15 protein-coding genes are annotated in these 13996 nt (G+C 61.9%); 10 read left to right on the forward strand and 5 right to left on the reverse strand.

The window, feature by feature from the left end; translation table 11 throughout:
• Positions 1–49 precede the first annotated feature (49 nt).
• Positions 50–688 carry a trypsin-like serine peptidase gene (locus tag E4662_RS09090; protein WP_136441223.1) on the reverse strand — a complete coding sequence of 213 codons (639 nt, stop codon included), beginning with the start codon at positions 686–688 and terminating at the stop codon, positions 50–52.
• 130 nt (positions 689–818) lie between these two features.
• Positions 819–2174, reverse strand: a complete 1356-nt coding sequence (locus E4662_RS09095; RefSeq protein ID WP_136441224.1) for a methyl-accepting chemotaxis protein — start codon at positions 2172–2174, stop codon at positions 819–821.
• A 397-nt stretch (positions 2175–2571) separates the two neighbouring features.
• On the opposite strand from E4662_RS09095, the gene yajC reads away from it, so the two are divergent.
• The 10 genes from yajC to E4662_RS09145 all read left to right on the forward strand — a co-directional run bounded on the left by yajC (position 2572) and on the right by E4662_RS09145 (position 9572).
• Complete coding sequence (yajC, locus tag E4662_RS09100; protein ID WP_136441225.1) at positions 2572–2859, forward strand: preprotein translocase subunit YajC; 288 nt, start codon at positions 2572–2574, stop codon at positions 2857–2859.
• Between the two features lie 6 nt (positions 2860–2865).
• Complete coding sequence (secD, locus tag E4662_RS09105; protein WP_136441226.1) at positions 2866–4527, forward strand: protein translocase subunit SecD; 1662 nt, start codon at positions 2866–2868, stop codon at positions 4525–4527.
• 1 nt (position 4528) lies between these two features.
• A complete protein-coding gene (gene secF / locus E4662_RS09110) occupies positions 4529–5497 on the forward strand; it encodes a protein translocase subunit SecF (protein WP_136441227.1) in 969 nt (322 codons plus the stop codon).
• The gene (locus E4662_RS09115; protein ID WP_136441228.1) at positions 5490–6242 is read left to right on the forward strand and encodes a sulfite exporter TauE/SafE family protein; all 753 of its coding nucleotides are present in this window, start codon (positions 5490–5492) and stop codon (positions 6240–6242) included. The genes secF and E4662_RS09115 overlap by 8 nt, the downstream gene beginning before the upstream one ends.
• Before the next feature lie 8 nt (positions 6243–6250).
• Positions 6251–6604: an Mth938-like domain-containing protein gene (locus tag E4662_RS09120; protein ID WP_136441229.1), complete on the forward strand. Its 354-nt coding sequence runs from the start codon at positions 6251–6253 to the stop codon at positions 6602–6604.
• Between the two features lie 136 nt (positions 6605–6740).
• Positions 6741–7355: a heme ABC exporter ATP-binding protein CcmA gene (gene ccmA, locus E4662_RS09125; RefSeq protein ID WP_136441230.1), complete on the forward strand. Its 615-nt coding sequence runs from the start codon at positions 6741–6743 to the stop codon at positions 7353–7355.
• Complete coding sequence (gene ccmB, locus E4662_RS09130) at positions 7352–8008, forward strand: heme exporter protein CcmB (RefSeq protein ID WP_136441231.1); 657 nt, start codon at positions 7352–7354, stop codon at positions 8006–8008. The genes ccmA and ccmB overlap by 4 nt, the downstream gene beginning before the upstream one ends.
• Before the next feature lie 141 nt (positions 8009–8149).
• Positions 8150–8878 (forward strand): heme ABC transporter permease, encoded by a 729-nt coding sequence (locus tag E4662_RS09135; RefSeq protein WP_136441232.1) that lies wholly within the window; start codon positions 8150–8152, stop codon positions 8876–8878.
• Positions 8878–9027, forward strand: a complete 150-nt coding sequence (gene ccmD, locus E4662_RS09140) for a heme exporter protein CcmD (RefSeq protein WP_136441233.1) — start codon at positions 8878–8880, stop codon at positions 9025–9027. The genes E4662_RS09135 and ccmD overlap by 1 nt, the downstream gene beginning before the upstream one ends.
• Positions 9024–9572 carry a DsbE family thiol:disulfide interchange protein gene (locus tag E4662_RS09145; RefSeq protein WP_240705158.1) on the forward strand — a complete coding sequence of 183 codons (549 nt, stop codon included), beginning with the start codon at positions 9024–9026 and terminating at the stop codon, positions 9570–9572. Before ccmD ends, E4662_RS09145 begins: the two co-directional genes overlap by 4 nt.
• Positions 9573–9926: 354 nt before the next feature.
• On the opposite strand, the gene E4662_RS09150 is transcribed toward E4662_RS09145, so the two are convergent.
• The 3 genes from E4662_RS09150 to E4662_RS09160 all read right to left on the reverse strand — a co-directional run bounded on the left by E4662_RS09150 (position 9927) and on the right by E4662_RS09160 (position 13992).
• Positions 9927–12125, reverse strand: a complete 2199-nt coding sequence (locus E4662_RS09150) for a 3-hydroxyacyl-CoA dehydrogenase NAD-binding domain-containing protein (RefSeq protein WP_136441234.1) — start codon at positions 12123–12125, stop codon at positions 9927–9929.
• Between the two features lie 85 nt (positions 12126–12210).
• Entirely contained in the window at positions 12211–13086 is an 876-nt protein-coding gene (locus E4662_RS24470; RefSeq protein ID WP_136441235.1) for a cupin domain-containing protein, read from the reverse strand.
• A 33-nt stretch (positions 13087–13119) separates the two neighbouring features.
• Entirely contained in the window at positions 13120–13992 is an 873-nt protein-coding gene (locus E4662_RS09160; RefSeq protein WP_136441236.1) for a hypothetical protein, read from the reverse strand.
• Positions 13993–13996: the final 4 nt, after the last annotated feature.

Raw genomic sequence — 13996 nt, forward strand, 5'->3', positions numbered from 1 at the left:
TTGAGTCGCAGGCCTTATGCCCGACTTTGAGGACGGAGTGTAGAGGGCTTCACTGCGTTGCAGCGACAGGGTCCAGCGTGACACCGGGCGCGCCACGCACCCATTCATCGACAGGCAGCGCCAGCGCCAGTCCGCCCTGGCGCGCGACAATGACCGCCTGCAAAGCGCCGTCCTTGAGAACCGCGCCGCCCGATTGCCCTGACGAGACGCGACAACCCAGGCGCCAGAAGGGAGAAGTCTCTGTTCCGTAACAGAAATCCTGCCTCAGTCGTTCCTTTGGCGCCTCGCGGCGGTAACTGACGAAACTGACAGGACCATCCAGCACGGCCTTGCCAAGCGCCAGCGGATCAGCGTCCAACGGGGCGGACAGTTGCGCGAAGGCGATGTCAGCCCGCGGGTTGAGACGATCGCCGACGGGCATCAGGCTGGGGTGGAACGTCACCGACACCATGTCTGCGCGCAGCTCGCCCGCCTCGGTCGGCAACACGAACACCTGACGATCGAGAACCCGGATCCCGGCGCTTTCCACCCGGGCCACGCAATGGGCGGCGGTCAGCACGAGGTTGGGCGCGACGAGCGTGCCGGAGCAGTGTCCGCCATCAGGGCTGCTCGCGGACGTAATCCGCCCCACGCTCTGCGCGTGTACGGGCAGGGCAAGAAGACACAAGCTGGCAATCAGTGCGCGCAAAGGCCGCTCCGGAGTGACGAGGCGTTTGCTCTAACCTACCGCGCAAGAACGGGTTTTCAAGAACAAGCTCTGGCAAGTGGGGCAAGATTTCCGGCAGTGCTGCGCGCTTGCGCCGGTCCCTTGAGGGGCGTCAGCTTGCGAGCACCTGCGGTTGCGAGCCCAGCTCCTCTTTTTCCTCCGGCAAGGTCTCGATCCGAAAGACCGATACCCCGTCCGACAGGGATGCGCTGTGTGAGGACAAAGCCTGAGTGACGCTGGCCGTGTCATTGACCATGGCTGCGTTGTGTTGCGTGACTTCGTCGAGACTGCTGATCGCCGTGTTGATCTCCCCAAGCGTCACGGTCTGCTCCTCCAGTCCCTTGACCACTTCGCTGATACGTTCCGTGATGCGATCGACGCTGGAGAAAATGCCGCCCAGTTCCGTGCTGGCCCGGTTCACAAGCGTGACCCCAGACCGGACATGCTCGCCGCTTTCGCTGATCAGGTCTTTGATTTCCTGAGCAGAATCTGCGGATTTCTGCGCTAGGGACTGAACCTCTGCGGCGACAACCGCAAAGCCGCGCCCCGCACTTCCGGCGCGCGCTGCCTCTACACCTGCGTTCAGAGCGAGAAGGTTCGTTTGAAAGGCGATGTCGTCAATAACCGAGATTATCGTTGAAATGGCATCAGACGATTCCTCGATCCGGGTCATGGCCGCGGTCACGTCGTCCACCACCTGGCCGCTGCCTTCGGCGGCGGCCTTGGTGTCTTGTGATTCCCTGTTGACCTCGGTTGCATAATCGACGGCGGATTGCGCGGTGGTGCTGAGCTCCTCGATCGCGGCTGCGGTTTCTTCCAGCGTGGCGGCTTGCGTCTTGGTGCGCTGGGAAAGTTCGCCCGAGTTTGCAGAGATCTGCTCTGACATGCCGTCGATTGTCACGGTCGCATGCATGACTTGCCGGATCAGTTGCGAAACATTGTCGACCGCTGCGTTGAAACTGTCTGCCACTTCGCGAAGACGATCTTCCTGTTGCAGTGTCACCCTTTGGGTCAGGTCACCTTGACTAAGGGCGTCGAGCCCGTCGGAAATGGCCCGGATCGCCTCTTTCTGACCGGTGATTTCCCGTGCGATTTTAGTGATTTGCACCACGTCACCGGCCTCGTCGAACACCGGAGCATAAGTCGCGGCAATCCAGATGACATTGCCTTCCTTGGTGATGCGGGGAAACTCGTCCGTGAAAAAATCGCCGGACCGCAAACGCTCCCAGAAGGTTTCATAATCCTTGGTTTCGCGCAGTTCGCGCGCCACGAACATGCTGTGATGCTGGCCGACAATCTCCGCCTCTGTATAGCCAACGGCATTCAGGAAATTCTCGTTTGCGGTGAGGATGGTTCCGTCCGGTCTGAAATGGATCACGGCCTGTGTGCGCTCCACGATCTGCAAGATCGCGTCAGAACGTAACAGCCCGGATGGTTCCGAGCGCGCGGTTTTTTTGCCCAGCCACATTGGCCTGCCTCCATTGCAAAACTGGCAAGGGTTTATCTGATAGGTCTTTCGCTCAGGTGAATGCGCCACCGTTGCCCGTGCTTTGTTCTCACGATTTTTCGAGCAATCAGATAAAATTTGATCGGTTTGAGACGCGCACGCGGCGGCAATCCGCGGGGCGGGGCTTGCTGGCTCGAATCGCTGTCGGGCACAAGACCGCAGCAAGCCTGTCCCGAGCGCAAACAGGGCAGGCGGTGCGTGGTTCTTTCGCCCGAGGGCAAAAGAAGTCCGGCTGAGACCGTTTTTCATGCCAAGCGCCGCCTTCGCTCACCTTGCATCCGGCCTCACCCGCGCATAGGTTCCGCGCAACTCAAAAAACGGCGGGTGCCCCGCCATAACACTGACAGGAGCATCCCCGATGGACGCCTCAGCAATTGGCCAGTTTCTTCCGCTTATCCTGATCTTCGCGATCATGTATTTCCTTTTGATCCGGCCGCAGCAGAAGAAGATGAAGGAACACCAGGCCATGGTCGAGGCCCTGCGCCGCGGCGATCAGGTGGTCACGCAAGGCGGGATTATCGGCAAGGTGGCCAAGGTCAAGGAAGGCAACGAGATCGAGGTGGAAATCGCCGAAGGCGTGAAAATCCGCGTTGTGCGTGCGACCATCGCCCAGGTGCTTTCGAAAACCGAACCAGCGGAAAGCTGATCCCACATGCTGCAAATTGAAACCTGGAAGCGTGTGCTGATCTGGGCGACGCTGGCACTTGGAATTGTGCTGGCGCTGCCCAACGGGTTTTACACGCGGGTCGAGCAGCGCAATGACGCTGTCGCGGCCATAGACCTTGGTGCGGACACGCAGGAGAACCAGAGCCTCGCCGCCCAGTGGCCGGGTTTCTTGCCTTCTGGCCTCGTCAACCTCGGGCTTGACCTGCGGGGTGGAGCGCATCTTTTGGCCGAGGTTCAGGTCGAAGATGTCTACGCCGCCCGCATGGAAGCGCTCTGGCCGGATGTACGCGATGTGCTGCGCCCCGAGCGCGCCACGGTTGGCACCATTCGTTTGATCCCGTCCGAACCGGGCGAGCTGCGCGTGCGCATTTCCGAAGCGGACGGCATGAGCCGGGCTCTGGAACTGGTGCGTGGCCTTGCGCAACCGGTTGTGTCCCTGACCGGGGCGGGGGCGACGGATCTGGACGTGAGCAGCGATGGCGATCAGATCGTTGTCACCCTGTCGGAGGCCGAACAGCAGGCCACGGACGAACGCACGATCCAGCAAAGCCTTGAGATCATCCGCCGCCGGATTGACGAGGTCGGCACGCGTGAGCCGACAATCCAGCGTCAGGGTGCGGACCGGATCCTGATCCAGGTGCCGGGCATCGGCTCGGCTCAGGAACTCAAGGAAATCATCGGCACCACGGCGCAGCTGACGTTCCAGCCGGTTGTGAGCCGTACCGACGATCCCGAGGCCGCGCCAGGTGTCGGCAACGAGGTGCTTCCCTATCTTGACCGCGAGGGGGCTTACGCGATCCTCGAAGCAGCGCCGGTTGTCACCGGTGAAGAGCTTGTAGATGCGCAGCCCGCCTTTGATCAGAACGGCCGCCCGGCGGTCAACTTCCGCTTCAACCCATCGGGTGCGCGCAAGTTCGGGGATTACACGGCCGAAAACATTGGCTCTCCCTTTGCCATCGTGCTGGATGATGAGGTGATCTCTGATCCCGTCATTCAAAGCCATATCGCAGGCGGTTCGGGCATCATCACCGGCAACTTCACTGTCGAGGAAAGCACGAACCTTGCTGTTCTGCTGCGCGCCGGTGCGCTGCCTGCGGGGATGGATTTCCTCGAAGAGCGGACAATCGGGCCGGAACTGGGGCAGGACAGCATCGACGCGGGCAAGATCGCGACGATTGTCGCCTTTGCCGCGGTGCTGGTCTTCATGGTGCTCAGCTACGGCCTGTTTGGCATCTTTGCCAATATCGCGCTGATCATGAACATTGCGCTGATCTTTGGCATGCTCTCGCTGATCGGGGCGACGCTGACCTTGCCGGGCATTGCCGGGATCGTCTTGACCGTCGGCATGGCGGTGGATGCCAATGTGCTGGTGTTTGAACGCATCCGCGAAGAGCTCAAGACGGCAAAAGGGCCGGCACGGGCGATTGAGCTGGGTTATGAGAAGGCGCTGTCGGCGATCATCGACGCCAACATCACCACCTTCATCACCGCTGTGATCCTTTATGTCATGGGCTCCGGCCCGGTGCGCGGCTTTGCCATTACGCTTGGCCTCGGCATCCTGACATCGGTCTTTACGGCGATCTTCGTCACCCGGCTCCTGATCGTCATGTGGTTCGAGCGCCGCCGACCCAAAACCATCGAGGTGTGAGATGAGACTGAGACTGGTTCCCAAAGACACCAAATGGGATTTCTTCTCGCGGTCCAAAGTATGGCTCGGGATTTCGGCATTCTTGATGGTTGCGGCCTTTGCCAGCTTCCTGATCCAGGGCCTCAACTACGGCATCGACTTCCGGGGCGGCACAACGATCCGCACCGAAAGTGCGCAGCCGGTGGATGTGGGCGCGTACCGCGATGCTCTGACGGCCTTGGAACTGGGCGACATGACCATCTCGGAAGTGTTTGACCCGACCTTCGGGCCGGAGCAGAACGTGGCCATGGTGCGCATTGGCGCGCAGGACGGGCAGGAATCGGTGACCTCCGAGGTGATAGAAGCTGCGCGCGGCGCGCTTCAGGGCGTGGCACCGGACATCAAGTTTGTCTCCGTCGAAAGCGTCGGGCCCAAGGTCTCGGGTGAGCTGATCCAGACGGCCGCCATCGCCGTGGCGCTCGCCATTGGGGCGGTTCTGATCTACATCTGGTTGCGGTTCGAATGGCAGTTTGCGTTGGGGGCGGTTCTGGCGCTGGTGCATGACGTCATCCTGACCATTGGCATCTTCTCCGAGCTTGGCATCAAGTTCGACCTCGCCATCATCGCGGCGCTTCTGACCATCGTCGGCTACTCGCTGAACGACACTGTGGTTGTGTTTGACCGGGTGCGCGAGAACCTGATCAAGTTCAAATCCAAGGACCTCAAGGAGGTTCTGAACCTGTCGATCAACGAAACGCTGAGCCGGACCTTCATGACCTCCTTCACCACGCTGCTGGCGCTGATCGCGCTGTTTGTGCTGGGCGGGGATGTGATCCGCGGCTTTGTCTTCGCGATGATCTGGGGCGTGATCGTCGGCACCTATTCGTCCATCTTTGTGGCCTCGGCCATGCTGCTGCGCACGGGTGTAAAACGCGACTGGTCGAAACCGGTGGATGGGGCCGGTACGCAGTTCGGCAACATTGATGCCTGATATTCTGGCCGAGGCCCTGGCGATCCCGGGCCTCGGCTTTCTCGCACTGGCGGCATTTGTCAGCGGTCTGGTGCGGGGCTTTGCCGGGTTTGGCACGGCGCTTGTCTTTCTGCCGGTGGCAGCGCAGTTCCTGCCTCCCTTCCAGGCCATTCTTGTCCTTACATTCATGGATATCTTTGGTCCGCTGCCGATCCTGCGCAGGGCGTGGCCTGCTGTTGAGAAGGGGGACCTGTGGCGGCTTGTGCTGGCCACGGCGCTCATGCTGCCGATCGGGCTTGGTGTGCTGTCATTCGTGGCCCAGGAGGTGTTTCGATTCGCGGTGAGCGGGCTTGCGCTCCTGATGCTGGCCATTCTGGCGGGGGGGCTGCGCTACGGTGGCACAGTGACGCGGCCCATGGTGTTCGGCATTGGCGGCGCTGCAGGGTTTCTGGGCGGTGTGGCCGGGTTGCCCGGCCCGCCGGTGATCCTGTTCTACATGGCGCGGCCCCTGTCCACGGCGGTGATCCGGGCCACGACGCTCTACTATCTGTTTGCCTTTGATTTGCTGGTCATCCTGGGTATGGGCGCGTTCGGGCGCTGGGAAGGGACGGCTGCGGTTCTGGGGCTGGCCCTTGCCCTGCCTGCGATGGCGGGCAATGCGCTGGGCGGCTGGCTGTTCCGCCCGGCCTATGAGCGGGTCTACCGCGGAGTGGCCTACGGGGTGATTGCGCTCTCGGCCTTGTCCGGATTGCCGATCTGGGGGTAAAAGGCCGCATGCGGATCAATGAAATCAGCTTTACCGATGCGGTTCCTGTCGATGGCTACGGACCGGGTTTCTTCCGGGTTGGGGGCGAGGTGCACGCGGGCCCGATGCTGATGGCCGGTGCGGGTGCGCAGGACTGGGATGGCCTTGAGGACAGCGCGACCCTGCTGGCGCTGGCAGGGCAGGTGGATGTGCTGTTTGTGGGCACGGGGTCCGAGATCTTTCACTTGCCGGCTGATCTGCGGTCTGCGCTGGAGGCGGCGGGGCTTGGGGTTGAAGTGATGAACTCGCCGTCAGCCTGCCGGACCTACAATGTTCTCCTGAGCGAAGGGCGGCGCGTTGCGCTTGCGGTTTTGCCGGTGTGACGGGAGCGGCGCTCGCCTTGCAGGCATCGCCCCGCCCACCGTCCCACAGTTGCCTCCGGCGGGGATATTTGCAGCACAAAGAAACAGCGCGGTTTTGCCGCTTTCCCGCGAGAGCGCGGCGCGGTAAGCCTTCCCCATGGATTTGACTGTTCGTGATCTTGCGGTGGCCCGGGGCGGGGTGCCTGTGCTGGAGGGGCTGAGTTTCGGCCTGACACCGGGGCGCGCCCTTGTGCTGCGCGGGCCGAACGGGTCAGGCAAGACAACGTTGCTGCGCACCATCGCCGGGTTGCAACCTGCTTTTGAGGGCGAGATCGCCGGGGCCGGAGAGCGCATCGCCTATGCCGCCCATGCGGATGGGCTGAAGTCGATGCTCAGCGTGGCCGAGAACCTGACGTTCTGGGCGCAGGCGTTTGGGACTGCGGACATTGCCGCCGCCCTGACGGGGTTCAATCTTGAGGATCTCGCGCGCCGTCCTGCCGGAACGCTCAGCGCCGGGCAGAAGCGGCGGCTTGGGCTTGCGAGACTGATGGTCACCGGGCGGCCGGTCTGGGTGCTGGACGAGCCGACGGTCTCGCTCGATGCGGCTTCTGTTCAGCTCTTTGCCGAGGCCGTGCGCGGGCATCTAGCGGGGGGCGGCAGCGCGCTCATGGCGACACATATCGATCTGGGACTGGCCGAGGCCGATGTCTTTGATGTCACGCCGTACAAAGCCGAACCCCGCGTCTCCAGCGCCGACGAGGTCTTCCTGTGATTGCGCTGCTGCTTCGGGATTTGCGCCTGTCGGTGCGGGCGGGTGGCGGCTTTGGGCTTGGCCTTGCGTTTTTCCTGATCGTGACGGTTCTGGTGCCCTTTGGTGTGGGGCCGGAGACCGGCTTGCTCAGCAAGATTGCGCCGGGAGTTTTGTGGATTGGGGCGCTTCTGGCGTGTCTTTTGTCGCTGGACCGGATTTTTGCGCTCGACTGGGAGGATGGCTCGCTTGACTTGCTGGCCACGGCGCCGCTGCCCATGGAGGGGATCGTCAGCATCAAGGCACTGGCCCATTGGATCACCACCGGGCTGCCGCTGGTGCTTGCAGCGCCGGTACTTGGCGTTTTGCTCAGCCTGCCGGAGGGCGGTTATCTTTGGGTGGTGATCAGCCTTGCGCTTGGCACGCCCGCGCTCAGCGTGATCGGCACGTTTGGTGCGGCGCTGACTGTCGGGCTCAAGCGCGGTGGGCTGCTGATGTCCCTGCTTGTTCTGCCGCTCTATGTGCCGACCCTCATTTTCGGCGCGGAAGTGGCGCGGCGCGGGGCGGATGGGCTGGCCGTTGAAACGCCGCTTCTGATGCTGGCCGGGATCAGCTTTGGGGCCATGGCGATCCTGCCGTTCGCCTCGGCAGCGGTGCTTCGGATCAACCTGCGGTAAGGGCCATGTTTCTCGGGCATCGGTTCGGGCCAGAAATCCAGTGCCTGTGACGACATGCGCCGCCCCCGCAGGCCCGGCGATGTATTGCGCCTTACGCATATTTGATGTGTAAAGCTGGGCAAACGGAGGTAGCCACGCACCATGTCGATCTGGGAATACGCCAATCCGGTCAAGTTTATCCGGACCACGGACCGCCTGTTGCCTTGGCTCAGCGCGGGGGCGGTGCTTTGCCTTGTGTTCGGGTTGGTCTGGGGCTTCTTCTTTACGCCCGATGATTTCCGGCAGGGCAGCACGGTGAAGATCATCTACCTGCACGTGCCTTCCGCGCTCATGGCGATCAATGCCTGGCTGATGATGCTGGTCGCCTCGCTGATCTGGATTGTGCGTCGCCACCATGTCAGCGCTTTGGCGGCACGGGCCGCCGCGCCGATCGGGGCAACAATGACGATTATCGCGCTGGCGACCGGCGCGATCTGGGGCCAGCCGATGTGGGGGACCTGGTGGGCCTGGGATCCGCGCTTGACGTCCTTTTTGATCCTGTTCCTGTTCTACCTCGGCTATATGGCGCTTTGGTCGGCTATTGATGACGACGACACGGCCGCTGACCTGACATCCATCCTGTGCCTCGTGGGCTCCGTGTTTGCCTTGCTGTCGCGCTATGCGGTCAATTTCTGGAATCAGGGCCTGCATCAGGGTGCGTCGCTTTCGCTCGACAAGGAAGAGAACGTGGCGGATGTCTTCTGGTATCCGCTGCTGGTGTGTATTGGCGGCTTTGTCCTGCTGTTCATTGCGCTGGTGTTCTTGCGCACCCAAACGGAAATTCGTGCGCGCCGGTCTCGGGCGCTGCTGGCACGGGAGCGGGCTGTGTGATGCCGGATCTTGGAAAATATGCGGACGCGGTTCTGTCCTCTTACGCGGTCTCTCTGGGGCTGATCATTGCTCTTGTGGCGGTGTCGATCCTGCGCGCGCGGCGGGTGCGGGCCGAGCTTCGGGACATTGAGGAGAGGCTCAAGAAATGAGTGATCGCAAGGGCATTTCTCCGCTGATGATCCTGCCGCCGGTGATCTTTCTGGCGCTGGGGGCGATGTTCTTCTTCGGGCTGGGGCGCGAGGGGGCAAACGAGCTTGAATCGAAGTTCACCGGCAAGCCTGCACCGGCCATGACCGAGGTGGCTTTGCCGGGCTATGATCCGATCACACCGGAGGTCTTGGCTGCAGGCGAGATTACCCTGGTGAATTTCTGGGCCAGCTGGTGCCCGCCGTGCCGGGCGGAGCATCCGCGCCTGTTGCAGATGCAGGCGGACGGCTTGCGCGTTGTTGGCGTGAACTTCAAGGACACGCAGGATCAGGCAACGCACTATCTTGAAGAAGATGGCAATCCCTTCCTTGCGGTGGCCTTTGATCCTGCAGGGCGGACGGCCATTGACTGGGGTGTGACGGGGCCGCCCGAGACGTTTATCCTCGATGGCGATGGCACGGTTCTGTTCAAGTTTGTCGGCCCGCTGGTGGGGTCAGACTATGAGCAGAGGTTTCTTCCGGCTTTGGAAGCGGCTCTGGCCGGGTAGGGGCGCGTTTGTTTTGGCTTGAAGCTGACATTGAGCACACTCCGTCCCGGACTTGATCCGGGACCTCTCGACCAAAGAGCAAGCCGCGTCATCGACGGGCCGTGGTGCGGCGATCCTCCATCTGATCCCCTCGATTTATCTCAGAAACTGGTGCGCTAGGCCGGTGTAGTTCTCAGCATCAACCCAGTCGCCGTGCCGTGGGGCGGCCCGTCGATGGCGCGGCGGCCTGCGGCCTTGATTCTGCGCTTGGGTGCAAAGGAATTACTTCCTACGCACCCGGGCCGGATCGTCAGCAAAAACAAACGGCCCCCGAAGTCACCTTCGGAGGCCGTCCAGAACATCACGTCTTTCAGGTTACGCCGCTGCGGCTTCCCCGCCAAACCGGCCATAGAAGCTCTGACCTTTGCCTGCCATCTCGCGCAGCAGCGCGGGGCATTGGAAGCGCGCGCCAAAGGCTTCTTCCAGCTGATCACAGCGCTCCGCCGCATAGGGCGAACCGATCATGTCGAGCCAGGACAGCGGGCCACCGGACCACGGGGCAAAACCCCATCCAAGGATCGCGCCCACGTCGCCTTCGCGGATGTCTTCCAGCACACCTTCCTCCAGCGCCCGAACCGCCTCAAGCGTCTGGGCAAAGAGCAAGCGGTGCTGCACCGTGATCAGATCGGGCTGGTCCTCGGCCTCCGGGTATTGCGCCGCCACAACGGCAGACAGCCCTGTGCGCTTGCCTTTCTCGTCATAGTCATAGAAGCCCGCGCTGGACTTGCGGCCCAGACGCCCTTCACCTTCCATCCAGAAGATCACATCATCCACCGCCGCGTCAGGATAGGCGTCGCCCATGGCGGCCTTGGTCGCCCGCGCGATCTTCGCCCCAAGATCAATCGACGTCTCATCCACCAGTTGCAGCGGCCCCAGCGGCATCCCGACCAGCTTCGCGGCGTTCTCGATCAGGGCAGGGGAGACACCCTCTTTGACCATGCGAATGCCTTCGTTGATGTAGGGGATGATGCAGCGGTTGGCGTAGAAGAAGCGCGCATCGTTGACCACGATCGGTGTCTTGCGGATTTGCCGGACATAATCGAGCGCCTTGGCCACCGCGCGGCTGCCGGTTGCCTTGCCTTTGATGATCTCCACCAGCAGCATCTTCTCCACCGGAGAGAAGAAGTGAATGCCGATGAAGTTCTCCGCATTCTTCGACGCTTTCGCCAATTGCGAGATCGGCAAGGTGCTGGTGTTGGTGGCAAAGATGCAATCGTCACCTGTCACGGCGTCCACGGCCTTGGTCACTTCGGCCTTGATCTTCGGATCCTCGAAAACCGCCTCGATGATCAGATCGCAGCCCGCAAGCGCCGCGTAATCCGTGGTCGCGGTGATCCGGTCAAGCATGGCCTGCGCCTTCTCTTCCGTGATCTTTTTGCGCTGCACGCCTTTCTGCGCATAGGTCTCGGAATAGGCTTTGCCCTTGTCCGCGGCTTCCTGCTTCTGGTCGATCAGAACCACCTCGATCCCGGCCTGCGCCGAAACCAGAGCAATCCCTGCACCCATCATGCCCGCGCCAAGCACGCCGACCTTTTTCACCGATTGATCCGCCACATCCGCCGGGCGCACCGCGCCTTTCTCCAGCGCTTCCTTGTTGATGAAAAGCGAGCGGATCATCGCAGCGGACGACGGGTTCATCAGAACGTTGACAAACCAGCGCGCCTCGACCTGAAGCGCCGTGTCAAAGGGCACCATCGCGCCTTCATAGACCGCGCTGAGCAGCGCCTTGGCCGCCGGATAGACGCCTTTGGTCTTGCCGTTCACCATTGCCGAAGCCCCGACGAAGGTCATGAAACCAGCCGGATGATAGGGTGCGCCGCCGGGCATCTTGTAGCCCTTGGCATCCCACGGTTTGACGATATCCGCGTCTTTGGCGCTCAGAACCCATTCCTTCGCCGCCGCCAGCGGATCGTCCACGACCTCGTCCACAACCCCAGCCATCTTGGCTTTTTGCGGATCGTTCAGCTTGCCCTCCAGCAGCAGGGGAGAGGCCGCCATCGCGCCCATCTTGCGCACCAGACGCGTGGTGCCGCCCATGCCTGGGAAGATGCCGACCATGATCTCCGGCAGGCCAATCTTGGCCTTGGGGTTGTCGGCACAGAAAATGCGATGGCAGGCCAGCGGAATCTCCAGACCAATGCCAAGCGCCGTGCCGGGCAGCGCCGCCGCCACCGGTTTGCCGCCTTTGTTGGTCTTCGGGTCCATCCCGGCGCGCTCGATTTTGCGCAGGATGCCATGGGCGTTCATGATGCCGTCAAACAGCCCCTTCGCCGGGTTGTCCCCGGCGCTTTCCTTCATCTTGGCGATGACATTGAGATCCATGCCGCCGGCAAAGCTGTCCTTGCCCGAGGTGATTACGATCCCCTTGACCGCCTCATCGGCCAGCGCGTCGTCCACAAGGCTGTCCAGCAGCGGCCAGGCCTCCATGCTCATCACGTTCATGGACTTGCCCTGAACATCCCATGTGATGACCGCGACGCCGTCGTCGCCCTTGACCATGGTAAAATCGTTCATCTCGTTTCTCCGTCTGTCGTCCTGTTGCGCCGCGCTCTTGGCCGGGCGTGTTGTCTGTTGTGTTATGCGGGGTCGGGGCGGGGGCCTATTGCCAGTGCCCCAACGTCCAATCGATGTGTTCCGTTGCGCTAGTCAGGCCCCGGATACGCCAGCCTTCGGTGGTCTTCTCTAGGTCGAAGTCCACATGAAACGGGTCAAGCACAAGCGTCGTGCCGCTCAGGATGCGGACCCTTGTGTGCACGTGACAGCGGCGTCCGTCCTCGCTGAACTCCGTGCTCAGAACCTCCCGGAAGATGTCCGTCACGCTGTGCGTCGCGATGCTCTTGCGGTATAGCTGAAAATCCGCCTTCAATTCTTCGGTTGTGATCAGTTCGTAGCTGTCGCTGCCGCGTTTGCGGACCTGCGTGGGCAAGACAAACACCGAACGATACAGTGCGAAATCGCCGATGATCAGCGCCCGTGTCAGCGCTTCGCTGAGCGGTTGGAACACCGCATCGGGGTCGATCAGTGGCGTGCCGTCCCGGCGGGTAAAAGTGAACTGCCCGTCCCGGGCTTTCACCATCATGTCCACGTCCGAGTAATGGCCGGTTTCCGTCGCCGTATGCGTGCCGATCACCAGAAAGCGGCCGAGGGCCTCCGAACGGTTGACCATGTGATGACCATTCGCGTCCCCGGCCGGGAAGGCGGCACAATCGCCGGGCCCCATCCGGGTAGACCCTGTGTCATCCACCAGCGTCAGTTCCCCTTCGGTTACCATCAGGAACTCGTCCTGTTCTTCGTGCCAATGCCGCAGCGAGGACTTTGCGCCGGGGTCAAGCGTCACGAGGTTTGCGCCGAACTGGGTGATCCCCGATTCCGCACCAAGCCTTTGCGTGTGCCGCCCGTCCACTGCCTTGTGATGCGGCGGCGGGTATCCGGTCTTGGAGATCACCGGGATCTGCGACAGATCAATCTTCGGCATGGCCAGCCTCCCTGTTCCCGAAACACGTGCCGTTCATTGCACCAAATCCCGGTGCCAGTTCATATGTCCCAGAGCGTGCAGCACTTCGCGCATCCGCCATGTGCCGTCTTCCTGCCGTTCCAGGGTCATCTCGCTCTCGTAGGGATCCACGAGAATGCGCTCATGGTTCATCACGTAAGTCTTGTACCGGCCCTTGATGCGATCCGGCCCCAAAGGCCGCGCGGTGCTCACGGTCCTTACGATGTCTGTCACCCCGTAAATCCGGAATTCCTGCATATAGAGATCGAAATCGGCTTTCATCTCTTCAAAACTCTCGAACCGGGTCTCGCCCTGCCGGGACACCATGGAGATCGGATAGGCAATCGCGGCGTGCAGCCCTTCGACATTCCCCGTCAGGTAATGTTGTGTGACAACGTTCAGCAGGTCCTGAAAGATGCCGAAGGCTTCGATATCCTTGGCCGCGACACCATCCGGGGGCGGGCAGGCGCTTTCTTCGGGCAGGAACGGAAAGACGGTGATCGAATTTCCGGTCTGCGACAGGAAATTGAGCCAGCGCCCGTCCGCCTGCCGCTCGAACCGCATCTGCGCGCTGAAAGGGGGCGTGGCGAGTTTCTCTCCGGCAAAAAGCCTTGTCTGGTGGTAGCCCTCCAGAATGCCCAGCGGGTCCACCCGCGCAGAAATGCAGTTCCGCACCACGCGGGTCACGCCGCGCTCTTCAAGAACGTCAAGGTATCGATGAAAGGCGCAGGCAGCAGATTTCTCGGTCTCATGCACGACCATGCTGTCCACTGTCGCCATGGTGTGGGGCAAGCGGATGCGCCGCAGGAAGGCGTCCACATCCCGGTCCATAACTGACGCCGTGAGGGCGTCCAGCTCGACCTGATATGTGTCCCTTGCCTGCGGCACTGGC

It is taken from the genome of Pacificoceanicola onchidii (assembly GCF_004804335.1).
GTDB classification, from domain to species: Bacteria; Pseudomonadota; Alphaproteobacteria; order Rhodobacterales; family Rhodobacteraceae; genus Pacificoceanicola; species Pacificoceanicola onchidii.

Excerpts from the sequence above, each read along its gene's own strand:
- E4662_RS09095 (WP_136441224.1), bottom strand. The coding sequence starts at position 2,174 with ATGTGGCTGGGCAAAAAAACCGCGCGCTCGGAACCATCCGGGCTGTTA.
- yajC (WP_136441225.1), top strand. The coding sequence starts at position 2,572 with ATGGACGCCTCAGCAATTGGCCAGTTTCTTCCGCTTATCCTGATCTTC.
- secD (WP_136441226.1), top strand. The coding sequence starts at position 2,866 with ATGCTGCAAATTGAAACCTGGAAGCGTGTGCTGATCTGGGCGACGCTG.
- secF (WP_136441227.1), top strand. The coding sequence starts at position 4,529 with ATGAGACTGAGACTGGTTCCCAAAGACACCAAATGGGATTTCTTCTCG.
- E4662_RS09115 (WP_136441228.1), top strand. The coding sequence starts at position 5,490 with ATGCCTGATATTCTGGCCGAGGCCCTGGCGATCCCGGGCCTCGGCTTT.
- E4662_RS09120 (WP_136441229.1), top strand. The coding sequence starts at position 6,251 with ATGCGGATCAATGAAATCAGCTTTACCGATGCGGTTCCTGTCGATGGC.
- ccmA (WP_136441230.1), top strand. The coding sequence starts at position 6,741 with ATGGATTTGACTGTTCGTGATCTTGCGGTGGCCCGGGGCGGGGTGCCT.
- E4662_RS09135 (WP_136441232.1), top strand. The coding sequence starts at position 8,150 with ATGTCGATCTGGGAATACGCCAATCCGGTCAAGTTTATCCGGACCACG.
- ccmD (WP_136441233.1), top strand. The coding sequence starts at position 8,878 with ATGCCGGATCTTGGAAAATATGCGGACGCGGTTCTGTCCTCTTACGCG.
- E4662_RS09145 (WP_240705158.1), top strand. The coding sequence starts at position 9,024 with ATGAGTGATCGCAAGGGCATTTCTCCGCTGATGATCCTGCCGCCGGTG.
- E4662_RS09150 (WP_136441234.1), bottom strand. The coding sequence starts at position 12,125 with ATGAACGATTTTACCATGGTCAAGGGCGACGACGGCGTCGCGGTCATC.
- E4662_RS24470 (WP_136441235.1), bottom strand. The coding sequence starts at position 13,086 with ATGCCGAAGATTGATCTGTCGCAGATCCCGGTGATCTCCAAGACCGGA.